Source organism: Dyella soli, assembly GCF_054482295.1.
Window position 1 is genome coordinate 109,350 of record NZ_JBTFFU010000003.1, and the last position, 23,147, is coordinate 132,496.

Annotated in this window: 18 protein-coding genes; 8 read left to right on the top strand and 10 right to left on the bottom strand. The window is 65.8% G+C overall.

Annotated elements, in window-relative coordinates; all coding sequences use genetic code 11:
- The first annotated feature begins 3 nt into the window (after positions 1–3).
- Complete coding sequence (locus tag ACXU4B_RS14810) at positions 4–678, top strand: response regulator transcription factor (RefSeq protein WP_131411138.1); 675 nt, start codon at positions 4–6, stop codon at positions 676–678.
- A 34-nt stretch (positions 679–712) separates the two neighbouring features.
- On the opposite strand, the gene ACXU4B_RS14815 is transcribed toward ACXU4B_RS14810, so the two are convergent.
- Positions 713–4,180 (bottom strand): PAS domain-containing hybrid sensor histidine kinase/response regulator, encoded by a 3,468-nt coding sequence (locus tag ACXU4B_RS14815; protein WP_131411136.1) that lies wholly within the window; start codon positions 4,178–4,180, stop codon positions 713–715.
- 115 nt (positions 4,181–4,295) lie between these two features.
- Between ACXU4B_RS14815 and ACXU4B_RS14820 the strand changes: the two genes are divergently transcribed.
- Together ACXU4B_RS14820 and ACXU4B_RS14825 are read left to right on the top strand one after the other, a co-directional pair.
- A complete protein-coding gene (locus ACXU4B_RS14820) occupies positions 4,296–4,937 on the top strand; it encodes a 4'-phosphopantetheinyl transferase family protein (RefSeq protein ID WP_458910896.1) in 642 nt (213 codons plus the stop codon).
- A 71-nt stretch (positions 4,938–5,008) separates the two neighbouring features.
- Positions 5,009–5,752, top strand: coding sequence for a pyridoxine 5'-phosphate synthase (locus ACXU4B_RS14825; protein ID WP_131411132.1), 744 nt, complete (start codon positions 5,009–5,011; stop codon positions 5,750–5,752).
- A 191-nt stretch (positions 5,753–5,943) separates the two neighbouring features.
- Here ACXU4B_RS14825 and ACXU4B_RS14830 read toward each other — a convergent pair whose 3' ends face one another.
- The 9 genes from ACXU4B_RS14830 to dnaA all read right to left on the bottom strand — a co-directional run bounded on the left by ACXU4B_RS14830 (position 5,944) and on the right by dnaA (position 16,414).
- The gene (locus tag ACXU4B_RS14830; RefSeq protein ID WP_131411130.1) at positions 5,944–6,351 is read right to left on the bottom strand and encodes an ExbD/TolR family protein; all 408 of its coding nucleotides are present in this window, start codon (positions 6,349–6,351) and stop codon (positions 5,944–5,946) included.
- 5 nt (positions 6,352–6,356) lie between these two features.
- A complete protein-coding gene (locus ACXU4B_RS14835; protein ID WP_131411128.1) occupies positions 6,357–6,770 on the bottom strand; it encodes an ExbD/TolR family protein in 414 nt (137 codons plus the stop codon).
- An 11-nt stretch (positions 6,771–6,781) separates the two neighbouring features.
- Positions 6,782–7,528, bottom strand: coding sequence for a MotA/TolQ/ExbB proton channel family protein (locus tag ACXU4B_RS14840; RefSeq protein ID WP_131411126.1), 747 nt, complete (start codon positions 7,526–7,528; stop codon positions 6,782–6,784).
- A 50-nt stretch (positions 7,529–7,578) separates the two neighbouring features.
- A complete protein-coding gene (locus ACXU4B_RS14845) occupies positions 7,579–8,238 on the bottom strand; it encodes an energy transducer TonB (protein WP_131411125.1) in 660 nt (219 codons plus the stop codon).
- A 202-nt stretch (positions 8,239–8,440) separates the two neighbouring features.
- Positions 8,441–9,730, bottom strand: coding sequence for a tetratricopeptide repeat protein (locus ACXU4B_RS14850; protein ID WP_240734112.1), 1,290 nt, complete (start codon positions 9,728–9,730; stop codon positions 8,441–8,443).
- A gap of 317 nt (positions 9,731–10,047) precedes the next feature.
- Entirely contained in the window at positions 10,048–12,462 is a 2,415-nt protein-coding gene (gyrB, locus tag ACXU4B_RS14855; RefSeq protein ID WP_131411123.1) for a DNA topoisomerase (ATP-hydrolyzing) subunit B, read from the bottom strand.
- Between the two features lie 76 nt (positions 12,463–12,538).
- Complete coding sequence (recF, locus tag ACXU4B_RS14860; RefSeq protein ID WP_131411121.1) at positions 12,539–13,618, bottom strand: DNA replication/repair protein RecF; 1,080 nt, start codon at positions 13,616–13,618, stop codon at positions 12,539–12,541.
- A gap of 96 nt (positions 13,619–13,714) precedes the next feature.
- On the bottom strand, positions 13,715–14,815 hold the full coding sequence (dnaN, locus tag ACXU4B_RS14865) for a DNA polymerase III subunit beta (protein WP_131411119.1): 1,101 nt from the start codon (positions 14,813–14,815) through the stop codon (positions 13,715–13,717).
- A gap of 246 nt (positions 14,816–15,061) precedes the next feature.
- The gene (gene dnaA / locus ACXU4B_RS14870) at positions 15,062–16,414 is read right to left on the bottom strand and encodes a chromosomal replication initiator protein DnaA (RefSeq protein ID WP_131411117.1); all 1,353 of its coding nucleotides are present in this window, start codon (positions 16,412–16,414) and stop codon (positions 15,062–15,064) included.
- A 214-nt stretch (positions 16,415–16,628) separates the two neighbouring features.
- On the opposite strand from dnaA, the gene rpmH reads away from it, so the two are divergent.
- The 5 genes from rpmH to ACXU4B_RS14895 all read left to right on the top strand — a co-directional run bounded on the left by rpmH (position 16,629) and on the right by ACXU4B_RS14895 (position 23,114).
- Positions 16,629–16,766, top strand: a complete 138-nt coding sequence (rpmH, locus tag ACXU4B_RS14875) for a 50S ribosomal protein L34 (RefSeq protein WP_019464789.1) — start codon at positions 16,629–16,631, stop codon at positions 16,764–16,766.
- 14 nt (positions 16,767–16,780) lie between these two features.
- A complete protein-coding gene (gene rnpA, locus ACXU4B_RS14880) occupies positions 16,781–17,179 on the top strand; it encodes a ribonuclease P protein component (protein WP_131411115.1) in 399 nt (132 codons plus the stop codon).
- 61 nt (positions 17,180–17,240) lie between these two features.
- Positions 17,241–18,941, top strand: a complete 1,701-nt coding sequence (yidC, locus tag ACXU4B_RS14885; RefSeq protein WP_131411113.1) for a membrane protein insertase YidC — start codon at positions 17,241–17,243, stop codon at positions 18,939–18,941.
- A gap of 155 nt (positions 18,942–19,096) precedes the next feature.
- Positions 19,097–20,437, top strand: coding sequence for a tRNA uridine-5-carboxymethylaminomethyl(34) synthesis GTPase MnmE (gene mnmE, locus ACXU4B_RS14890; RefSeq protein ID WP_131411111.1), 1,341 nt, complete (start codon positions 19,097–19,099; stop codon positions 20,435–20,437).
- Positions 20,438–20,564: 127 nt separating this feature from the next.
- On the top strand, positions 20,565–23,114 hold the full coding sequence (locus ACXU4B_RS14895; RefSeq protein ID WP_131411109.1) for a DNA translocase FtsK: 2,550 nt from the start codon (positions 20,565–20,567) through the stop codon (positions 23,112–23,114).
- Positions 23,115–23,147: the final 33 nt, after the last annotated feature.

Below are 23,147 nucleotides of genomic sequence, written 5' to 3' on the forward strand. Positions count from 1 at the left end.
CCCATGCCCGACGTACTGATAGCCGACGACCATCCGCTGTTTCGCGACGCGCTGCAGCGCGCCGTGCTCGCGGCCGTGCCCGAGGCGAGCGTGCATTGCGCCGACAGCGTGTACAGCCTGCTCGGGCTGATCGAGCAGTATCCGGACGCCGACCTGTTGCTGCTCGACCTGCACATGCCGGGTGCCCGCGGGTATTCGGCGCTGGTGCACATCCGCGGCCAGTTCCCGGGCCTGCCGACCATCGTCGTCTCCGGCCATGAAGATGCGCCAGTGGCGCGTCGCGCGCTGGCGCACGGTGCATCGGCCTATATTCCCAAGTCCACGCCGGGCGAGGACATCATCACGGCGATCCGCCGTGTACTCGACGGCGACGTGTGGCTGCCGCACCAGCTGGTCGGTGGCCGCGCGGAACTGAAACCCGACGAGGCCGCGGTGGCCGAACGCGTGGCGACGCTGACGCCGCAGCAATTCCGCGTGCTGACGATGATCGCCGAGGGCCTGCTCAACAAGCAGATCGCCTACGACCTTGGCGTGTCGGAGGCGACGGTGAAGGCACACATGACCGCGATCATGCGCAAGCTGGGCGTGAACAATCGCACCCAGGTCGCGCTGGCTGCGAGCCATCTCTCGCTTGACCAGGAGACGATGCCGCCGATGCCCGAGGAAGAAGAAGGCTGACGCCGCGTTCCGGTGAGCACCGGAACGACCCCGCTCAGGCCGGCGCCTGGCGCCGCACCAGCGCCGTCAGCAGGGCCCGCAACGCCGCGGGCCGCACCGGCTTGTGCAGCAGCGGATAGCCCAGCACGCGCGCACGCTGCTTGAGTTCGCTGCTGCCATCGGCGGTGATCATCGCCACCGGCGGCAGTTCGCCAACGACCGAACGCAGATGCTGCAGTGCCTGCAGGCCATCGAGCTGGTCGGTGAGGTGATAGTCGGCGAGGATCAGGTCGATCCGGTCGCGCAGCAATTCCTGCTCGGCCTGGGCGACGTCCTGCGCGGTGCGACAGTCGACGCCCCAGCGCTGCAACAACGCCCGCATGCCGTCGAGGATCGCTGCATCGTTGTCCAGGCACAGCACGGTGAGCGGCAACTGCTCGTTGGAGATGGAATGCGTCACGGTGCGACGCCGCGGCACCACCGTCTCGACGCGCGGCACCCGCACGGCGAAGCGGCTGCCGTGCCCTTCGCGCGATTCGAGCTCGAGGCGATGGTCGAGGATGCCCGCGATGCGGTCGCAGATCGACAGGCCGAGCCCCAGGCCCTTCTCACCCCAGGGCGATGGCCGGTCCAGCCGCTGGAATTCGCCGAAGATGCGCGCGCGTTGCTCCGGCGCGATGCCTGGCCCGGTGTCCCAGACCTCGATGCGCACTTCCTGCCCGCTGCGGCGGGCTCCGAGCAGGATGGCGCCCGAGCGCGTATAGCGCAGTGCGTTGGAGATGAAGTTCTGCAGGATGCGGCGCAGCAGTTGCGGATCGCTGCGCACGGCAAGCCGGGTCGGCATCACGCACAGGCGCAGGCCGCGCTGTTCGGCAATGACCGCGAACTGCGCCTGCAGGGAATCGAACAGATCCGCCAGCGCGAAATTGCTGATGTCGGCGCGATAGCTTCCCGCGTCCAGGCGCGAGGTATCAAGCAGGGCGTCGAGCAGGTCTTCCGCCGCGCGGAACGACGCATCGATACGCTCGGCCAGCTGGCCGGCCTCGGCATCCAGGCCGGGGTGCTGTCGCAGCGCCGACGTGAACAGCCGTGCCGCATTCAGCGGTTGCAACAGGTCATGGCTGGCGGCAGCAAGAAAGCGCGTTTTCGATGCGTTCGCCGCTTCGGCATCGCGCCGTGCGTTCGCGGTGGCGCTGAGCGCTTCGCTGAGTTCGGCCGTGCGCTGTTCGACGCGCTGCTCCAGCGTCTCGTTCGCCTCCATCAGCGCCTGCTCGGCATGCTTGTACGCGGTGACATCGGTGTAGGTGGTGACATAGCCGCCGCCAGGCAGGGCGCGACCGCGCATCTCGATCACGCTGCCGTCGGGGCGGATGCGCTGGAACAGGTGGGGTGATCCGGCGCGCATGTGGCCGATGCGCTTGCCCACGTGGGCTTCCACCTCACCGGGTCCGCACTCGCGATGTTCGGCGTTCCAGCGGATAAGATCGGCCACCGGTACGCCGACATAGACCATGCCGTCGGGGTAATCGAACAGCTCGAGATAGCGACGGTTCCACGCCACCAGTCGCATGCCGGCATCGACCACGCTGATGCCCTGCGAGACATTCTCCAGCGTGGTGGAAAGCAGCTCGCGGTTGAAACGCAGCTCCTGCGATGCCTCATCCATCAGCGCCATCGCCTCGGCGATGTCGAGGCCCGATCCCGACAACGCACCCATCAGGATGCGGCGCGCGCTGGCCGCACCCACCGCCGATGCCAGCAATCGTTCGGTGTACTGGATCAGTGCGCGATCGGCTGCCTCGCCCGGATGCAGGGGGCGACCGCGTCGCTCGGCGTAATCGTCGAAGGCCCGCTGGCTGCTGCGCTCGCCGACGATGCGTTCGGCGATGGTCAGCAGGTCGCCTATCGCCACGCGCCCGCGCCAGTCGCCGGCGCCGCTGCTGTCGATCGCATACGGATCGATGAACATCGCCGCATGCAGCCGCTCTTCCAGGCTGGGACGAAAACGCAGCGAAACAAAGATCAGGCACGCGACGTTCACCAGCAGGGACCAGAAGGTGCCGTGCATCACCGGGTCCCAGCCGCTGAGATGGAACAGCGCCTGCGGCTGCAGCCAGCTGAAGCCCAGCGGCCCGCTGGCAAGCCACGGCGCCGTGCGGTCCATCGCGGGCAGCAGCAGCGTATACATCCAGACCACGAACCCGGCCGCGAGTCCGATCGCCACGCCCTTGCGGCTGGCACTGCGCCAGTACAGCGCCGCCACGATCGCCGGCGCGAACTGCGCCACGGCCGCAAACGCGAGCAGGCCGGTGGCGGCGAGGTTGGCGGTGTCGGCCACGACCCGGTAATACACATAGGCCATGGCAGCGAGCGCAATGATGGCGATGCGCCGTACCAGCAGCACCAGCTGCGACAGGTCCGCACGCTGCTCGAGCTTCAGGCGGTGGATGCGCAACAACATCGGCATGACCAGGTCATTGCTGATCATGGTGGAGAGCGCCACCGACGACACGATCACCATGCCCGTCGCCGCCGAGAAGCCACCGATGAAGGCCAGCAGCGCCATGCCGCGGTCGCCGTGCGCCATGGGCAGGGTGAGCACCCAGGCGTCCTTGTTGCCGATCTGCACCTGCGGCAGGTGCAGGCCCGCCGCGACGATGGGCAGCACGGCGAGGCTGACGATCACCATGTAGATCGGAAACAGCCAGCGTGCGCGGCTCAGGTCGTGCGGATCCTCGCACTCGACCACGCCGATCTGGAACTGGCGCGGCAGGCAGAACATCGCGCAGAACGCGAGTAGTGTCTGGGCGAGGAATCCGGGCGAGACGCCTTCGGACAGTTGCTGCATCGGCAATTGCGCGGTCACCGCCAGCCCCGGTCCGCGCCACAGGGCGTAGCAGGCGAGCACGATGAACACGGCCAGCTTGATCAGTGACTCGACCGCGATGGCCAGCATCATGCCGTGGTGATGTTCGGTGGCATCGATGGTGCGCGTGCCGAACAGGATGGCGAATGTCGCCAGCAGGATCGCGCACCACAGCGCACTGTCGCCGAGCTGGTTCACGCCGGGCGCATCCGTGCCACCGAGCACTGCATAGGACATGGACACGGCCTTGAACTGCAGCGCGAGGTAGGGCACCACCGCAATCACGGCGATGATCGCCACCAGTGCCGCCAGTCCGTGCGACTTGCCAAAGCGCGCGCCGATGAAGTCGGCAATCGAGGTGATGTTGCGGTGGCGCGCCACCAGCACGAGCCTGCGCAGCAGGCCAAAGCCGAATACGAACAGCAGGATCGGCCCCAGATAGATCGGCAGGTAGCCGAGCCCCTCTCGCGCCGCCGTGCCCACGGCGCCGTAGAACGTCCATGATGAGCAGTACACCGCGAGCGCGAGGCTGTACACCATCGGCCGCAGGCGCGGCTGGCGGGGATACAGCGGCCGACGGTCGCCGGCGTAGGCGACCACGAAGAGGAGGCCTACGTACAGCAGCGACACGAGCAGCAATAGCCAGCCGGCGATCAAGCGGGGCTCTCCCTGGTGAGTGCGTCCCTGCGAAGGCTCATGGCTTGGCGGTGCATGCCGCGCGCCGTCGCGCTGCTTGTAAAGATCGGCACACACCCGGCACCATGCGCGGATGATGACGACGGACGGCCAGACGCCAGCCAAAGTAGCAGAGCAGCTGGGCGATGACGAGATACATGTGTGGCGGTTCGCTTACGACCACCATGAGGGGCGGGCGCCCCTGCTGTCCGTGCTGGCGGCCTATCTCGGCCTGCCTGCGGACGCCGTTCAATTGCACGAGACCGCCTACGGGCGCCCGGTGCTGGCTCCGGTGCATGCGGATGCGTTCGCCTTCAACTGGTCCCACAGCAGCGACCAGGCCCTGATCGCCATCGCCAGGGGCGTCACGCCGGGCATCGATCTGGAACGATTGCGCCCGCACCCGCGCGCGGTTCATATCGCACGACGCTATTTCAGTCCCGACGAGACGGCCGCGCTGGAGCGACTGCCAGAAGAACAGCGCGATCGCGCCTTCCTCGAACTGTGGACCGCGAAGGAGGCGGTGCTGAAGGCGCTCGGTCGCGGCATCGCCTTTGGCCTGCACCGGCTGAGCATCGGCGGGTCCTCCGATACACCGGTGCTGGGGCGCCTGGAAGGCCACGAGGCGAGCCAGTGGCAGCTGCACCGGCTGCTGCTGGACAACAACCATGTCGGGTCGGTCGCGTGGCATGGCGAACCGCGGCGCCTGCGGCTCTGGACACTTGCCGACGCGCGTTGATCGGCGCACTGTTTGCAGCCCACTGGCGTCGCGACGTGGATGCCGGACCTTCCGCGAGACTCGCATCCTCCATGACCCTGCTAAGCGTCAACCTCAACAAGATCGCCGTGCTGCGCAATTCGCGCGGCGGCACCGAACCCGACATCGCGCGCGCCGCGCACACCTGCATCGACGCCGGCTGCGGCGGCATCACCGTGCATCCACGCCCGGACCAGCGCCACGTGCGTCCCGATGACGTGCGCACCCTCGCCGCACTGCTGCGCGGGCGCGTTGAATACAACATCGAGGGAAATCCCTTTGCAGCTGCGCGCGACGGTTACCCGGGCCTGATCGGACTGGCGCGCGAAGTGAGGCCGACCCAGGTCACCCTGGTGCCCGACGGCGACGGACAGATCACCTCCGACCACGGCTTCGACCTGCAGCGCGACATCGAGGCGCTGCGCCCCATCGTGGCCGAATTGCGCGACATCGGCTGCCGCGTGAGCCTGTTCGTCGATGCCGGTACGCTGGAATTCGACGCGGCCGTTGCCATCGGCGTGGAGCGCGTCGAGATCTACACGGGGCCTTATGCGCACGCGTTTGCCGAAGGTCGCGTGCAGGCGGAGCTTGACCGTTGCGCCGAGACCGCGCGTCGCGCCCAGCATGCCGGGCTCGCGGTGAACGCAGGCCACGATCTGAGCCAAGCGAACCTTGGCACGTTCAAGGCCGCCATCCCGGGACTGGCCGAAGTGTCGATCGGGCACGCCCTGATCGGCGAGGCGCTGTACGAAGGGCTCGCCACGACCGTGCGCAACTACCTGCAGATCCTGCGCTGAAAGCAGGCCATTGGCCTTGCCGGTGCGGCTCGACCGCGACCGGCGCCTTCGGCTCGTCGATGGCGCTGCGCAACGGGGGTTTCACGATGGACGTCCAGACGTCCATCCGGCCAATCACCGGATCCCAAAAAAAAGAACCCCCGCACGAGGCGGGGGTTCTAAGGGTAGTGTTACGGTGACCCCTTGCGGGATCACTGACCTTCGGTGAAGCCGATCTTGGTCAGACCGTAGCTCTTGGCATCGGCCAACACGCGGGCCACATGCTCGTAAGCCACACCGTCGTCTGCGTTGATCTGCAGTTCGGGCTGGTTACTCTGCGAAGCGATCACCGCGATCTGAGCCTTCAGGCCCAGCTCGTCGACCGGCGTATCGTTCCAGTACAACGCACCCGACTGGTCGATCTTGAGACGGATCGGATCCGGCGGATTCTCCGGCTGAACCACGTTCGGGTTCGGCTGCGGAAGATCGATCTTCACTTTGTGCGTAAGCATCGGCGCGGTGATCATGAAGATGATCAGCAGCACCAGCATCACGTCGACCAGCGGCGTGACGTTGATGTCAGCCATCGGCCCCTTGCCACTTCCAGAACTGAATGCCATGACCCTTACTCCTTGCCGGTCGTCATGAAACCGACATGGACCATGCCCTGATCCTTGGCGTTGCTCAGGACCTTCTTCACGAGCTTGTATTCCGTGGTCTTGTCCGCGCGGATCTGCAGTTCCGGCTGCGGGACTTTCGCCGCCGCAACCGCAAACCGGGACTTGAGTTCGGCCTCGGTGACTTCGGCGTCATCAAGGTACATCGAGCCATCCGCCTTCACGGCCAGGTCCATCGGCTCCACCGGCTCCGTATCCGCAACTTTCGGATTGGCAGTCGGCAGTTCCACGGTGATTCGATGGGACATCAGCGGTGCCGTGATCATGAAGATGATCAGCAGTACCAGCATCACGTCGACGAGCGGCGTGACGTTGATTTCCGACATCGGACCGCCGGCATTGCCTCCAGTGGTCATTGCCATGGGTCAGATCCTCACTTGCCTTCGACGCGGGCGCCGGTGGCGAAGAAGTCGTGCAGGTCGTGCGCGAACTCGTCGAACTGAGCGTAGGTCAGGCGATTCGAACGGTTGAAGAAGTTGTAGGCAAGCACGGCCGGGATGGCGGTGAACAGACCGAAGGCGGTCATGATCAGAGCTTCACCCACCGGACCGGCCACCGCGTCCATCGAGGCGTTGCCCGTCGCGGAGATGCGGATCAGCGCGTGGTAGATGCCCCACACGGTACCGAGCAGACCGATGAACGGCGCCGACGAACCAACCGTGGCGAGCAGGGTCAGGCCGCCTTCCAGGCGCAGGCTCTCGCGAGCAACGGCCTGGCGCAGGGCGCGGTCGATGAACTCGGAGCGGCTGAGCGACTCGGCGAGGCGACCACCGCCGGCCGAAGCCTGCTGGTGATGGGCCACGGCCGAAGCGGCGTCCAGGGCGATCTTCGAGAACGGTTCGCCCTTGGGCTGGGCTTCCAGCTCACGGATGGCGTCCTGGGTCGAGCCATTCGACCAGAAACCATTGATGACCTTGTCGGCGCGACCGCGAACCATCGAGTTGCGGATGGCGTTGGCGACGATGAAGTACCAGGAGGCAAACGACATCACCGTCAGCACCACGAACACGATCCAGCCAAGGAAATCGAAGTTGTGGATGAGATGGTCGAAGCCCATCGACTTCATGGCTTCGGCGTTGGTGGTACCGCCCGTGGGGGCCGGAGGAGTTTGTTGGAACATAACGCTACCCTTGGAAAGTCAAGCGTGAACTGATTAACCGTAACTGTAAGTTACAGCTGACTGAGACTGAAGCTGACCGGTACGCGAGCGTACCCTTCAACCTTTTGTCCGTTTTTAATGGTCGGATTGAAACGCCACTTACGTACGGCTTCCTGAGCGGCCTGGTCAAGTTCGCGATAACCACTCGACGACTCGACCTTGATGTCCTTAACCGTGCCATCCACCGCAACCAGGACCAACAGCGTCACCGTGCCCTCATGTCGCTGGCGCAATGCCTGCGGCGGGAACTTGGGCTTGATCTGACTGTTGTAGCTCAGATCCTGGCTGGCCGTGATGTCCGACGGCGCTGCCGGCGGTGCCGGCGGTGCCGGAGGCAGCGCAGGCCGTGCGTTGGTCGACGCCTCTTCGACAGCCGGCGGCGGAGTCGGCGGCGGCGGGGTCGGCGGCGGCCGCAGCTGCTGAATGATCTTCGGCGGCGGCTGCTTCGGCGGCTCCGGCGGCGGCGGCGGCGGTGGCGGCGGCGGCGGCGGCGGCTCGATAAAGTTCACCTGGACCGTGCGTTCTTTTTCCTTCTGCGCCTGCTTCGGCGGGGCCATGGGCGCCACCAGGAGCAGGAACGCGAACGCATGCAGCGCGATGGCAACAGCCAGCGCCCAGGTACGCCTCCAATTGAACGGCCCTTGGCCGGTTGCTTCGTTACTTGAGGCCATCTGTCACTAATCTGGAGCTAATCAATCGAAGAGACGTGGTCACGGTTCCTAGTGGCAATATCGATCCAAGGAGGGATGACATTTGCCACTGGACGAGAGCACGGAAAGATTTCAACGGTACAACAGCACACGGCATTTGTATAGGTCCCGCGAGGCTTCTGAATGGACGTCCATCCACCCCGCGGTTGCCATGCAAGCTGCCTTACTGGCTCACTGTCGGCGACTTCAGCCAAGCCTTCGCTTTTGCTGAGGTTTCGGGGTCCTGTGCCGCTTTCTCCATGGCTGCGATCGCGCCCGGCTTGTCCTTCAAGCCACGACACGCTTCGGCCAGCAACATATAGGCCGTGCCCTTGTGCTGCACGCCCTTGTCGATGCCCTGCTGGATGAGGCCCTTGGCCTCGGTGTACTTGTTCTGGGCGATCAGCAGCTGGCCGGCGCGGATGTGCGGCTCGCCGTCCTTGGACAGCGGGATGGCCTTCTGGTAGGCGGCAAGCGCCTTGCCGTTGTCTTCCGCCATGAAGGCGGCGGTACCGAGCAGCATGTAGTTGTCGGCCGAGGGCTTGAGCACGCCCTTGCTGAAACCCTCGTCGAGGGTCGCCATGGCCTTGGTGGCCGGAGCCTTCGGGTCACCGCTTTCCTGGCCCGTGACCAGATACAGCTTGGCCAGGTTGATGTAGTTCTTCTCGTCCTTGAACGAACCGGCGGCCTTGGCCTTTTCCATCAGCGCGATGGCTTCGGGGTACTTTTGCGACTGCATCAGCACGGCGACGGCATTGTTCAGGGCGGTCGTGTCGTTCGGATTGGCGGCGAGCTGCTGCTGCGCCAGCTGGCCAGCCTGGTCGCTCTGGCCCGACTCCGAATAGCTGGCCATCAGGATCTGGTTCCAGCTGTCATTCGGCTTGTCCGTCAGGGACTGCGCCTTCTTGATGGCGGCGATGGCCGCCGGGTACTTCTCGAGACGGTAGTTCGCATTGCCCTCGAGCGCATACGACTCGGCGGTTTCCTTGTGGCCTTCGGCGCGCCACTTCGTGATGGTGTCCAGCGCCGGCTGGTACTGCTCGTCGGCCATGTAGAACTGGGCCAGCATGTACTCGAGCTGGAAGTAGGTGTCGTTCGGCATGACGCCGTTGTCGAGCGAACGCTTCAGCAGGCCGATGGCGCCCTTGATGTCGCCGTCCTGGTAATGCAGGTTGGCCAGGCCCTGCAGCGCGAGCGCCTGGGCGTACTTGCTCTTGCTGCCGTCGACGACCGGCTGCAGCAGCTTCTCGGCCTTGGCCTTGTCCTGCTCGTTGACCGCGTCCAGGCCTTCGTTGATGGCCTTCTGATCCTTCTCGCTGGTCAGGTCCAGCTTCGGCTCGGTACGAGTCGCGTTGGGGTAGAGCACTTCCTTCTTGTCCTTGGAAGTGCTGTCACGCGCGATGACCGGGCTGCTCACCACAGCGAGCGCAAGCGCCGTGCCGGCGAGCATCTTGATCAGGGGAACACGCTTCATGGCAGTCCTCAGTTGGTGGATCTCGCGCTGTGAGCGCGGGGGGATCGCTGAGCGTAACCTGACTCGGAGGCAGATAACAAGTTGCAGCGCCACAACAAAGATTGTTAAAAATCAATAAGTTGAACCATACGGCGATGACTGGTTGCCGTTTTTGGCCGTAACAGCCGCTTGCTGCATGACTTTTCGGCCTGGAAAGGTGTCGGCAGGATCAGCCCGGGCTTGAGCCCATGCATTAACGCATTAGCGCGCGACCGCTGCCGCCACGGGCGTCAGGAGGGCGGCAGGCGTGTCGCCTGCTGCCCTCGCGGGTGCGCCGGTCAGATGTCGAGGTTGGCGACCTTCAGCGCGTTCGCCTCGATGAAGTCGCGACGCGGCTCCACCGCCTCGCCCATCAGCATGGAGAACATCTGGTCGGCCGCGAAAGCGTCCTCGATGCCCACCTGCAGCATGCGGCGGGTTTCCGGGTTGACGGTGGTTTCCCACAGCTGCTCGGGGTTCATTTCACCCAGGCCCTTGAAGCGCTGGATGGTGCGACCCTTCTTGCCCTCTTCCAGCAGCCAGTTGCGCGCCTCGGCGAAGCTCTGCACGCCACGCGAACCGTTGCCGCGGCGGACCACCGCGTCCTTCTGCACCAGGCCGGCAAGCTGCTGGCTGGCGTGCAGGATGGAACGGAACTCGGCGCTGCCGAAGAACGGCTGCGGGAGCAGCCAGGTGTGGCTGAGGCCGTGCTGTTCGCGCACCACTTCCACCGCGGCCGGATGGTCCTCGACGGCCGGGCGCAGGGCCAGGCGGTAACGCGGCTTGCCCAGGCCACTGGCGGCCAGGCGCAGTTCCACCGCGGCCAGCCAGCCCTGCATGGCGGTTGCATCCGCCCACAGCGCGGGCTCGATCGGTGCGTGCTCCAGCAGGGCCGTGAGCACGGTAGCGTCGAAGCGATGTCCCAGGCGCTCGATCTGGTCGAGTGCCGCCTGGTACTCGCGCAACAGCTTTTCCAGCGCCTCGCCGGTAATGGCCGGCGCGTCCGGGCTGTAGGTCAGCTCGGCGCCGTCGACCGCACTGGAAACGAGGTAGCTGTTGAGCGCCGCGTCGTCCTTCAGGTACAGCTCCTGCTTGCCCTGCTTGATCTTGTACAGCGGCGGCAGGCCGATATAGACGTGGCCGCGCTCGATCAGCTCGGGCATCTGGCGGTAGAAGAAGGTCAGCAGCAGGGTGCGGATGTGCGAGCCGTCCACGTCCGCGTCGGTCATGATGACGATGCGGTGGTAGCGCAGCTTGTCGGGGTTGTACTCCTCCTTGCCGATGCCGGTGCCGAGCGCGGTGATCAGCGTGCCGACTTCGGCGGAGGCGAGCATCTTGTCGAAGCGCGCCTTCTCGACGTTGAGAATCTTGCCCTTCAACGGCAGCACGGCCTGGGTCTTGCGGTTGCGGCCCTGCTTGGCCGAGCCACCTGCGGAGTCACCCTCGACCAGGAACAGTTCGCACAGCGCCGGATCCTTCTCCTGGCAGTCCGCCAGCTTGCCCGGCAGGCCGGCGATGTCCAGCGCGCCCTTGCGGCGGGTCATCTCGCGCGCCTTGCGGGCGGCCTCGCGGGCACGCGCCGCGTCGACCACCTTGGAGGCGATCGCCTTGGCCTCGTTCGGATGCTCCAGCAGGAACTCGCCGAGTTTCTCGTTGACCGCTTGCTCCACCGCCGTCTTCACCTCGGAGGAGACCAGCTTGTCCTTGGTCTGCGAGGAGAACTTCGGATCGGGCACCTTGACCGATAGCACGGCGATCAGGCCTTCGCGCATGTCGTCGCCGGACAGCGCGACCTTGGCGTTCTTGGCCAGGCCTTCCTTCTCGATATAGCCCTGCAGCGAACGCGTCAGCGCCGCACGGAAGCCGGTGAGATGGGTTCCGCCGTCACGCTGCGGGATGTTGTTGGTGAAGCAGAACATCGTCTCCTGGTAGGAGTCGGTCCACTGCATCGCCAGTTCCACCGAAATACCGTCCTGGTTGGCGCTCAGGCTGATCACGTTGGGATGCAGGGCAGTCTTGAGCTGGGCCAGGTGCTGCACGAACGAGCGGATGCCGCCCTCGTAGGCAAAGCGGTCGCTGCGCCCTTCCCCGCGCTCATCCTTCAGGTCGATGGTGACGCCCGAGTTGAGGAACGCCAGCTCGCGCAGGCGCTTGGCCAGGATGTCGTAGTGGAACTCGACGTTGGTAAACGTGCCGGTGCTGGGCAGGAAGCGCACGGTGGTGCCGCGCTTGCCGGAGTCGGCGACCGGCTTGATCGGGTACAGCGGCTCGCCGTGGGCGTATTCCTGCTGGTATTCCTTGCCTTCGCGGTAGATGGTCAGCCACAGGTGCGAGCTGAGCGCATTGACCACGGACACGCCCACGCCGTGCAGGCCACCGGAAACCTTGTAGGAGTTGGCGTCGAACTTGCCGCCGGCGTGCAGCACGGTCATCACCACTTCGGCGGTGGAGCGCCCTTCTTCCGGGTGGATGTCCACCGGGATGCCGCGGCCATTGTCGGTGACGCTGACCGAACCATCCTCGAGGATGGTGACCGTGACATGGTCGCAGTAGCCGGCCAGGGCCTCGTCAATGGAGTTGTCGACGACTTCGAACACCATGTGATGCAGGCCGGTGCCGTCATCGGTATCACCGATGTACATGCCAGGGCGCTTGCGCACCGCTTCCAGACCTTTCAGAACCTTGATGTTGCTCGAATCGTAGGATGCGTTCATTCGTCGACCGTTTCCTGGGCGCCTTTTCCCGCCCGGACGGCGCCATAGAGGCCGGACTGGGGACACAATCGACCGATTATAGCAGGGGGCCGAGAATTCCCTGTTCCACGTGGAACACTCGTGCTGGACCGCCCTGGAGCGCCTCTGGGACCTCCGTGCCGGTCACCAGTACCTGGGCGCCCACGGCCCGCAGCTGGCCTACCAGGGCCGCCTGATGCGCCCTGTCCAGTTCAGAAGCCATATCGTCCAGGCACACCACGGGCCACTCGCCGCGCCGTTCGGCGTAAAGCGAGGCCTGGGCGAGCACGCAGGCCAGGGCCGTGAGCTTTTCCTGGCCACGTGAGAGATGTTCGCGCAAAGGGGCGTGCTCGAACACGATGGCCCAGTCCGCCCGATGGGCACCCAGCGTGGTATGTCCGCGCGCCAGATCCCTGCCCCGTTGGCTAGCCAGCAGGTCGACCAGGCCGACGTCTTCCGACCAACCACGGCGGTAGCGCAATTCCACGGCGCCCAGTTCGGGAAGCAAGGCCCGGATGCTTTCCTCAAGATGGGGGCGCAGGGCTGCGAGATAAAGCTCGCGCTGCTGGTCGATGAGCGCCGCCGAGCTGGCCAATTCAGCCTCCCAGGGCAGGAACAGGGCCTCGGCGACCGGCACCGGCTGGCGCAGCAGGGAATTTCGCTGCTTCAACGCCCGCTGGTACCGGCGCCAGGCCGGCATGAAGTCATGTTCCACGTGGAACACGCCCCAATCCAGATAGCGGCGGCGCTCCTCGGCACTGCCCGCGATCAGCGCGTGCGATCCCGGCTCGAAGCACACCACGGCACACTCGCCCACCAATTCGCTCAGGGTGGCGGCCTGGCCATCGATCCTGGCTTCCCAGCGGCTACCCTGGCGTCCCAGGCCAACGCGGCGCCCTCGCCCGTCGGCGTGGCGCAACTCCGCAAACACGGACAAGGCACTCTCGCCGCGCTTCAGCAGGGCGTCCTTGGCCCCGCTGCGAAACGACCTCGCATGCGACAGCAAAAATGCGGCCTCGAGCAGACTGGTCTTGCCGGCCCCGTTCGGGCCGGCAAAAACGGTCATCCCGGGTTCCAGCGGGACAGTCACATCGTCAAGGCAGCGCAAGCCCCGGATACGCAGGCTTTCCAGCCACATCTCAGCGGACTCCCCATGCAAGAACGCCGGAGCGTCTGTCGACGGCTCCGGCGTTGCAAAGGGTCTTGCCCTGCCTGCGCAAACGACTGCCCGACATCAGAGCCGCAGCGGCATGATCACGTGGCGGGCCTGATCGTTGTCGTCTTCCTGCACCAGGCAGCTGGACTGGGCATCGCGCAGGTTCAGGCGGGCGCGCTCACCGCGCAATGCCGCCAGGGCGTCCAGCAGGTAACCCACGTTGAAGCCCACCGCCAGGTCGGACACCACCGTCTCGGCCTCGACCTCTTCCACGGCCTCTTCCTGCTCGGGGTTGTGCGCGACGATGCGCAGCTTGCCCGGGGACAGCTCCAGCTTCACGCCGCGGTACTTCTCGTTGGACAGGATGGCGGCACGCTGGAGGGCACCGCGCAGAACTTCGCGATCCAGCGTCGCATGCTTGTCGGCGCCGAGCGGAATCACGGCCTCGTAATCCGGGAAGCGACCGTCGATCAGCTTCGAGGTAAACACGACGTCGCCGCGACGCACGCGCAGGTGATTGCGGCCGAATTCCAGCTCGACCTGCCCTTCGCCGGTTTCGAACAATCCGACCAGCTCGTTCACGCCCTTGCGCGGAATGATGATCTGGCGACGCGCGGATACCTTGCTTTCAAGCTTGGTTTCCTTGAGCGCCAGACGGTGACCGTCGGTGGCTACGCAACGCAGCGTGTGTTCCTGCAGGTCGAGCAACATGCCGTTGAGGTAGTAGCGCACGTCCTGGTTGGCCATGGCGAACGCCGTGCGCTCCATCAGGTCGCGCAGGACTTCTTCCGGCAACGACACCCGTTCGACCAGTTCGATTTCGTCGATGGTCGGGAACTCGGTGGCTGGCAAGGTGGCCAGCGTGAACCGGCTGCGCCCGGCGTTGAGCGCGACGCGGTCGCCGTTGAGCTTCAACTCGATGCGGGCGCCGTCCGGCAGTGCACGCACGATGTCGAACAGCTTGCGGGCGGGAATGGTTATTTCACCGTCGACCAGCTTCTCAGCTTCGGTCGTGGCCACCATTTCCACTTCCAGGTCGGTTCCGGTCATCGACACTTTTCCGTCGGCGACCTTGACCAGCAGGTTGGCGAGTACCGGCAGGGTCTGGCGGCGTTCGACGACGCCCACGACCTGCTGCAACGGTTTGAGCAGCGCTTCTCGTTGGATGCTGAATTGCATGATTTCGCTTCCCCTAAACCTGCTTTTCTGTTTTTAAAAGAAGTTCTGTAGTGGTGGTAGGTGGCGTGGATAACTTTTTAAATTGCAAAAACCCATGAAAATCATCGTGTTAGGTGATTTTCACGTTGTGTCCGAAAGGGCCGGATGACTGTGGGGCAATTGTGGATAACTTCGCCACCCGAATCGTCCACCTATTATCCACAGCTTGCCACACTACTTTTCAAGCGCTTAGTGCACAGGCGCTGTTTAGCCGGTGAGGATGCGGATCAACTGTTCCCAGTCCTGCCGCATGCGGGTGTCGGTTTCGCACAGCTTCTTGATCGTGCGGCAGGCGTGCAGCACGGTGGTGTGGTCACGACCGCCGAATGCATCGCCGATTTCCGGCAGGCTGTGCTCGGTGAGTTCCTTGGACAGCGACATGGCGATCTGGCGCGGGCGCGCCAACGAACGCACGCGGCGCTTGGACAGCAGATCCTGCAGACGCACCTGGTAGTAGTCGGCCACGATCTTCTGGATGTTCGGCACGGTCACCGCCTGGGCGTGCGTGGCCAGCAGGTCGCGCAGGGTTTCCTCGGCGAAATCGATGGTGATGGGCTTGCCATAGAAGTTGGCACGCGCCGCCAGCGTGTTGAGCGCACCCTCGAGGTCGCGCACGTTGGAGCGGATGCGCTTGGCCAGCAGCATCGCCACGTTCTCGCTCACCGCCACGCCCTTGTCGTGGGCCTTGGACAGCAGGATCGCCGCGCGCGTCTCGAAATCCGGTGGCTCGATCGCCACCGACAGGCCCCAGCCGAGGCGCGACTTCAGGCGTGGCTCGAGCTTGTCCACTTCCTTGGGATAACGGTCGCAGGTGAGGATGATTTGCTGCTTGGACTCGAACAGCGCGTTGAAGGTGTGGAAAAACTCTTCCTGCGTGGTGTCCTTGCCGGCGAAGAACTGGATGTCGTCGATGAGCAGCGCATCCACCGAGCGGAAGCGGCGCTTGAACTCGTCCATGCTCTTGGTGCGCAGCGCCTCGATCATCGAGCCGACGAACTGTTCCGAGCGCAGGTACAGCACCTTGAAGTCCGGATTGCGCTCGCGCATCAGGTTGCCGGTGGCATGCATCAGATGCGTCTTGCCCAGACCGGTGCCGCCGTACAGCAGCAGCGGGTTATAGGCGCGGCCAGGGTTCATCGCCACCTGCATGGCAGCGGCCTTGCCCAGCTGGTTCGACTTGCCTTCGACGAAGGTTTCGAAGGTGTAGTGCGGGTCCAGGTTGTGGTTGAAGCTGGGCGCCGCCACTTCGACCACGGGGGCGGCGGCCTTCGCCGGTGCGGCAGGCGGCGGGGCAACCTTGCCGCTGGCATTGGCGCGGGGCGAGTTCGAACCCACCTCCAGGCGGACGGTCAGTTCATGGCCGGTAAGCTGGCTGATCACCGTCTCGATGCGTGCTAGGTAACGCTCGCGCACCGTATCGAGGGTGTATGGGTTGGGTGCGAACAACTGCAGGCCATGGGTGTCGTCACGCGCCTGCAGTGGCATCAGCCAGGTGTGCAGGTCTTCGGCGTTCAATTCGCCCTCGAGACGCTCGAGACAGCGCCGCCACAGGTCACTCATGGATACTCTTCAACCACTGGAAGGAGCGCTTTCGCGCGGGGTGGACCGGGAAGTCTAGCAGCACGAAACCCCCTGCATGGCATGGATATCCACACGGATATCCACAGGAAACCAACAGCCCTGTTGTCAAGCCCAAATCGACCCGATTTGACAGCGGCTACCAATACTCCGCATAATTTCCAACCTTTTTATCACTTTAACTTCGGACGAAGCCATGTCGAAGCGAACCTTCCAACCCAGCAAGCTCAAGCGCGCCCGTACCCACGGCTTCCGCGCCCGCATGGCGACGGCCGACGGCCGCAAGATCCTGAACGCGCGTCGCGCCAAGGGTCGCAAGCGCCTGATCCCGTAAACGGCACGCCTGTCATGCGTGCCGCCGGCCTGCCGCGCGAGGCGCGGCTCCGCCGCGCCGGTGATTTCGCCGCTCTGCGTCATGCCAGCGGCCGCTTCGGCGGCCGCTGTTTTTCTGTGCGTTATCAGGCCAATGGCCTGGGCCACCCGCGCCTGGGCCTGGCCATTTCCAAGCGCGTGTCCAAGCGCGCGGTGGAACGCAACCGCATCAAGCGCCTGGTGCGCGAATCCTTCCGGCGAGCCCGCCTTGAGCTTCCGCCCATCGACCTCATGGTGATGGCGCGCGAGCAGGCCTCCGGCCTGCCGGGCCCCGAGCTGCTCGACGAACTCCAGCTGCTGTGGAAGAAACTGCGCACCGTCAAAGTAGACGCCGCATTGAAGCCGGGCGACACGGCCGGCACAATCGCGCGTTGACCTTTAATCCCCTTCGTCCTCCGCGACCCGGCGTCGCGGCATCCACCGGATCTGCTCCGCGATGAATCAAACGCGCACGTTCCTCATCTTCGCCCTGTTGGCCGTGGCCTACCTGTTGTTCATGGCCTGGGAGAAGGACTACGCCCCGCCGCCGTCCGCCGCCGTCGCCGCCGCGTCCACCGTTGCCGCGCCGGCCAGTGCCGACGGCAGCGTGCCTGGTGCTACCGGATCGAGCGCGCCGGCTGCCGTGCCGGGCTCCGCCCAGGAGGCTTCGGCGCAGCTGGTCACCGTGACCACCGACCTGCTCCGCCTCACCATCGATACACGCGGCGGCACCATCGTGCGCTCGGAGCTGCTCGGCTACCCCTCCGTGCCGCGCACCAAGAAGGATCCCGACCCGGCGCCGGTACGCCTGCTCGATGACGAGCGCGCGCAGTACTTCGTGGCGCAGAGCGGCCTGGTGAGCAACCAGGGCGCAGCGCCCGATCACCGCGCCGTGTTCCAGGTCGCGCAGACCAGCTACGCCCTCGCCCAGGGCCAGGACGAACTGAAGGTCGACCTCAGTTGGGCCGATGCCGCGGGCCTGAAGGTCACCAAGACGTTCGCGCTCAAGCGTGGCAGCTACGTCGTTGGCATGGAGCAGAAGATCGAGAACGGCGGCAGCACGGCCTGGCAGGGCAACGCCTACGAGCAGCTGCAGCGCGTCGCGCCGGCGCAGCAGAAGACCTGGTGGCAGAACTTCAGCGATCCGTCCTCGCACAGCTTTTACGGCGCCGCGTGGTACAGCCCGGACGACAAGCTCACCACGTTGCCGTTCGCCGACTTCCAGAAGAAGCCGCTGAACCACGCGATCACCGGCGGCTGGGCCTCGATGCTCCAGCATTACTTCTTCGTGGCGTGGATTCCGGGCGCACAGGACCCGAACACCTACACCACCAGCGTGATCAATCCGGACACGGCACAGCCGATCTACCTGATCCGCGCCGTGGGTCCGTCGCTCAGCGTGGCCCCGGGCCAGGCAGTGACCACCGGTTCGCGCATGTACGTCGGTCCGAAGCTGCTGGGCACGCTGGAACAGGTGGCGCCGGGCCTGGACCTGACCACCAATTACGGCTGGCTCACCGTGGTCGCGCAGCCCTTGCACTGGCTGCTGTCGCAGCTGCATGCGATCAGCGGCAACTGGGGCGTGGCGATCATCCTGCTGGTGCTGGGCCTGAAGGCCGCGCTGTGGAAGCTCACCGCCGCGCAGTTCCGCTCGGGCGCCAAGATGCGCAAGCTGCAGCCTCGCGTCACCGCGCTCAAGGAGCGCTATGGCGACGACAAGGTGAAGATGCAGCAGGCCATGATGGAGCTGTACAAGAAGGAGAAGGTCAACCCGATGTCGGGCTGCCTGCCGGTGCTGGTGACCATGCCGGTGTTCTTCGGCCTGTACCGCGTGCTGATGGAAAGCGTGGAGCTGCGCCACTCGCCGTTCTTCGGCTGGATCCATGACTTGTCGGCGCCCGACCCGCTGTTCGTGCTGCCGGTGATCTACATCCTGGTGATGCTGGCCACGCAGTGGTTGTCGCCGTCGGCGGCGGGCATGGATCCGGCGCAGCAGAAGATGATGAAGGTGATGCCGGTGGTGTTCGGCTTCATGTTCCTGTTCTTCCCGGCCGGCCTGGTGCTGTACTGGGCCGTCAACGGCGCCACCAGCCTGGCCCAGCAGTGGCTGATCACGCGCAGCGTCGAACGCGCGGAAGAGAAAGCCAAGACCGCCTGACGGGCACGGGCATCCGGGGAAAAAGGCCGCTGACGCGGCCTTTTTCTTGTCCGGGCCCCACGCCACGACCTTCGTCGTCCGCGCTTTTACGGGAACGACGGCGTACCGGCCTGGCGCTTTCCTTGGCCAGCCTCGCAACCGCCATAATCGATGCCATGACCCACACCGACACCATCGCCGCCATCGCCAGCGCCCCCGGGGCCGCCGGCGTCGGCGTGCTGCGCGTCTCGGGTCCGGCCGTCCCGGGCATTGCCTGCGAGTTGCTGGGACGCGACCCCGCGCCGCGCCACGCCCACTTCACGGCGTTTCGCGAGCGCGACGGCCAGCTGATCGATCGCGGCCTGCTGCTGTACTTTCCGGCACCGGCCTCCTACACCGGCGAGCACGTGCTGGAACTGCAAGGCCATGGCAGCCCCGTACTGCTCGATGCACTGCTGCGCCGCGTGTGCGCCCTGGGTGCGCGCCTCGCGCGCCCGGGCGAATTCACCGAACGCGCCTTCCTCAACGGCAAGCTCGACCTCGCCCAGGCCGAGGCGGTCGCCGACCTGATAGCGGCGCGCTCGCAGGCTGGCGCGCGCGCTGCACTGCGCTCGATGGAAGGCGCATTCTCGCGCCGGGTGCACGCGTTGCTGCAGGCCTTGATAGCCTTGCGCGTTCACATCGAAGCGGCCATCGACTTTCCCGAGGAGGAAATCGATTTCCTCGCCGATCCGGCGATCCAGGGACAGCTCGACGAGCTGCGCGCGCAACTTGCGGTGCTGCTGCGCGAGGCCGAGCGGGGCGTGCGCCTCAATGACGGCCTGCGCGTGGCCATCATTGGACGTCCAAACGCAGGCAAGTCGAGCCTGCTCAATGCGCTGGCCGGCAGCGACCGCGCCATCGTCACCGAGATCGCGGGCACCACGCGCGACGTGTTGCGCGAGCAGCTCAGCCTCGATGGCATCGCACTGGAACTGGCCGATACCGCCGGCCTGCGCGAAACCGACGATCCGGTGGAACGCGAAGGCGTGCGCCGCGCGCACGGCGAACTGGCCCGCGCGGACGTGGCCCTGCTGGTCACCGATACGCCGCATGCCGAGCATGACCTCGCCCTGCTCGCGGACCTCCCCGCCAGCGTCGAACGGCTGGTGCTGGTCAACAAGATCGACCTCGAACACGCCGGCGCCCGTTACGAGACGCGCGACGACTCGATCTGGGTGTGGGCCTCGGCCAAAACCGGTGCCGGCCTCGGCGCCTTGCGCGAACACCTCAAGCAGCTGGCGGGTGCCGGCAGCGGCGAAGGCGCCTTCAGTGCGCGCCGTCGCCACGTAGTGGCGCTGCAACAGGTGGCCACGCACCTCGACGGCACCGACCACGTGCTGCGTGGCACGCGCGCCGGCGAACTTGCCGCGGAGGAATTGCGCCAGGCCCAGCACGCGCTCGGCGAAATCACCGGCACCTACAGCAGCGACGATCTGCTCGGTGCCATCTTCAGTTCGTTCTGCATCGGCAAGTAGCGCCCCGCCGAAATGCCTGTCGTACTTGCCTGAATTAGCAGCCCGTTGCCGAACCATCGGCTGACGTTGCTGACGCGATGGCGCTAACATGCTGAGCTTGCTCGCGTCGTATTGAACAAACCCAGGCATGCTCACTTTCTTTTTCGGCGGCTTCGGGCTGTCCACCCTCTGGCTTATTCCCCTGTTCTGGCGCGTCGGCAGGGCCCTGGTGGCCCGGCGCAAGCGGTCGGCGGGCGGGGAAGGGACCATCCGCTTCTGCCTGGGTGCGCTGAGCGTGCTGCTCGCGAGTGCAACGCTGGAAGGCCTGGTTGTTGATCTCTGTACTGACGATCCGCAGGCTGGCGGCAGCCTCTGTCGCGCCCTGAGTCATGCGTTCGGCGGCCTGATGGGCGCGCCACTCACCGGCCTGTCCATGCTGCTCGTGCTGGCAGCGGCCTTGCCCTGGTATCCGGGATGGCCCTGGGCCGTCGTGTTCCGGCGGGTTTCCCGGCTGGTGGATCTGCTTGCCGTCCTGCTGCAGCGTGGCGTGGACTTCGTGTCGGCGCGTTTCGGCATGCCCACACGCTCGCCGCGCGCGCGTGGGGCCGTGCGCCGCCGCGATGCGGTGGCAACGACGGGCCGTCGCACGGCGCAGGCAGCTGTCCGCCAACCGCCCTCCGCCACCGCCCCGGTGACCGCACCGGCAGTCGAGCGCCCGACGCCGGCGGCGCCTTCGCTTTTGGCGTCGCGCCCGCGCAGCGCCGTGGCTCGCGAACCCGTCATCCGCGAACCCTGGCTGCTGCCAAAAAGCGCGCGCGCGGCGCCTTCGCTGCCGGCGACGCCGGTGGCGCGCGCGATGCCGGCCCCGTCCCCGGCCATGCCGGTGGTGACACGCGCACCCGTGCCCGTCGTCGCCGAAGCAGCCGGACAGGCCGCCGCGATGGCCGCGCCCGTGGTGGTTGCCAGCGCGATCGCTGCTCCTGCGCAGCACCCCACGGTCGCGCCGGTGGTTGAAGATCCGCCGCTGCCGGCGGAAACCGTCGAACCGCTGGCCGAAGGTGCGTGGAGCGAAGCAGAACCGGAACCCGCACCCCTATCGGACTACGTTCGCCCTGCCGCACTCGCGCCAGGTCGCCGTCTTGCCGCCAACGATGACCAGCTGGCCGCGCCGGTCTGCGCGTCGGAACCCGCCGTGCGCGCGGCGCCGCGTGAACGCAGCGGCGCGATGTTGCCGCCGCTGTCGTTGCTGGCCACTGCGCGACTGGAAGTGGCGGGCGTCGACGACGCGCAGCTGGCCGAAACCAGCGAGCTGATCGAACAGCGCCTGCGCGAGTTCAAGGTGCCGGTCACCGTGGTCGGCGCGTCGGCCGGCCCGGTGATCACGCGCTTCGAAGTGGAGCCGGCCGTCGGCGTGCGCGGCAACCAGATCGTGGCGCTGATGAAGGACCTGGCGCGCGGACTCGGGCGGACCTCCGTCCGCGTGGTCGAAACCATCCCGGGCAAGACCTGCATGGGTCTCGAATTGCCCAACGAGCAGCGCCAGATGATTGCGTTGTCGGAAATCCTCGACTCGGCCGAATATCGCGGCTCCGAATCGCTGCTGACCCTGGCGATGGGCAAGGGCATTACCGGCGATCCGGTCGTCGCCGATCTAGCGAAGGCACCGCACATGCTGGTGGCCGGCACCACCGGTTCGGGCAAGTCCGTCGCGGTGAACGCGATGATCCTGTCGATGCTGTACAAGGCCACGCCCGACGACGTGCGCATGATCATGATCGATCCGAAGATGCTGGAACTCTCGGTCTACGAGGGCATTCCGCATCTGCTCGCACCGGTCGTCACCGACATGAAGCTCGCCGCGAACGCACTGGCCTGGTGCGTCGCCGAAATGGAAAACCGCTATCGCGTGATGTCCGATCTGCGCGTGCGCAATCTCGCCGGCTTCAATCAAAAGGTACGAGAGGCGCGTGCGGCAGGCCGGCCATTGATGAACCCGTTCTCCGCCCATCCCGAAGTGCCCGAGTTGTTGGACACCTTGCCGATGATCGTGGTGGTGATCGACGAGCTGGCCGACCTGATGATGGTGGCGGGCAAGAAGATCGAGGAACTGATCGCACGCCTGGCGCAGAAGGCACGCGCGGCGGGCATCCACCTGATCCTCGCGACGCAGCGGCCGTCGGTCGACGTGATCACTGGCCTGATCAAGGCCAACATCCCCACCCGCGTGGCGTTCCAGGTGTCGTCGAAGATCGACTCGCGCACCATCCTCGACCAGATGGGGGCCGAGAGCCTGCTCGGCCAGGGCGACATGCTGTTCCTGCCGCCGGGCACCGGCTATCCGCAGCGCATCCATGGCGCGTTCGTCGCCGACGAGGAAGTGCATCGCGTGGTGTCCCACCTCAAGCAATACGGCGAGCCTGACTACAAGGACGAGATCCTCGCCGGTCCGCCGGGCGAAGGCTCGGGCGAACTGTTCGGCGAAGACGGTGCCGACGCGGAACTAGATCCGCTTTACGACGAGGCCGCCGCCTTCGTGCTGCGCACGCGCCGCGCGTCGATCTCCTTCGTGCAGCGGCAGTTTCGCATCGGCTACAACCGCGCGGCACGCCTGGTGGAAGCGATGGAGGCCGCCGGCCTGGTGTCGTCGATGGGCATCAACGGCCAGCGCGACGTGATCGCGCCGGGCCCGGTGGACTGAGTCGCCGGGCGGCCTGGCGCATGGGCACGCGCT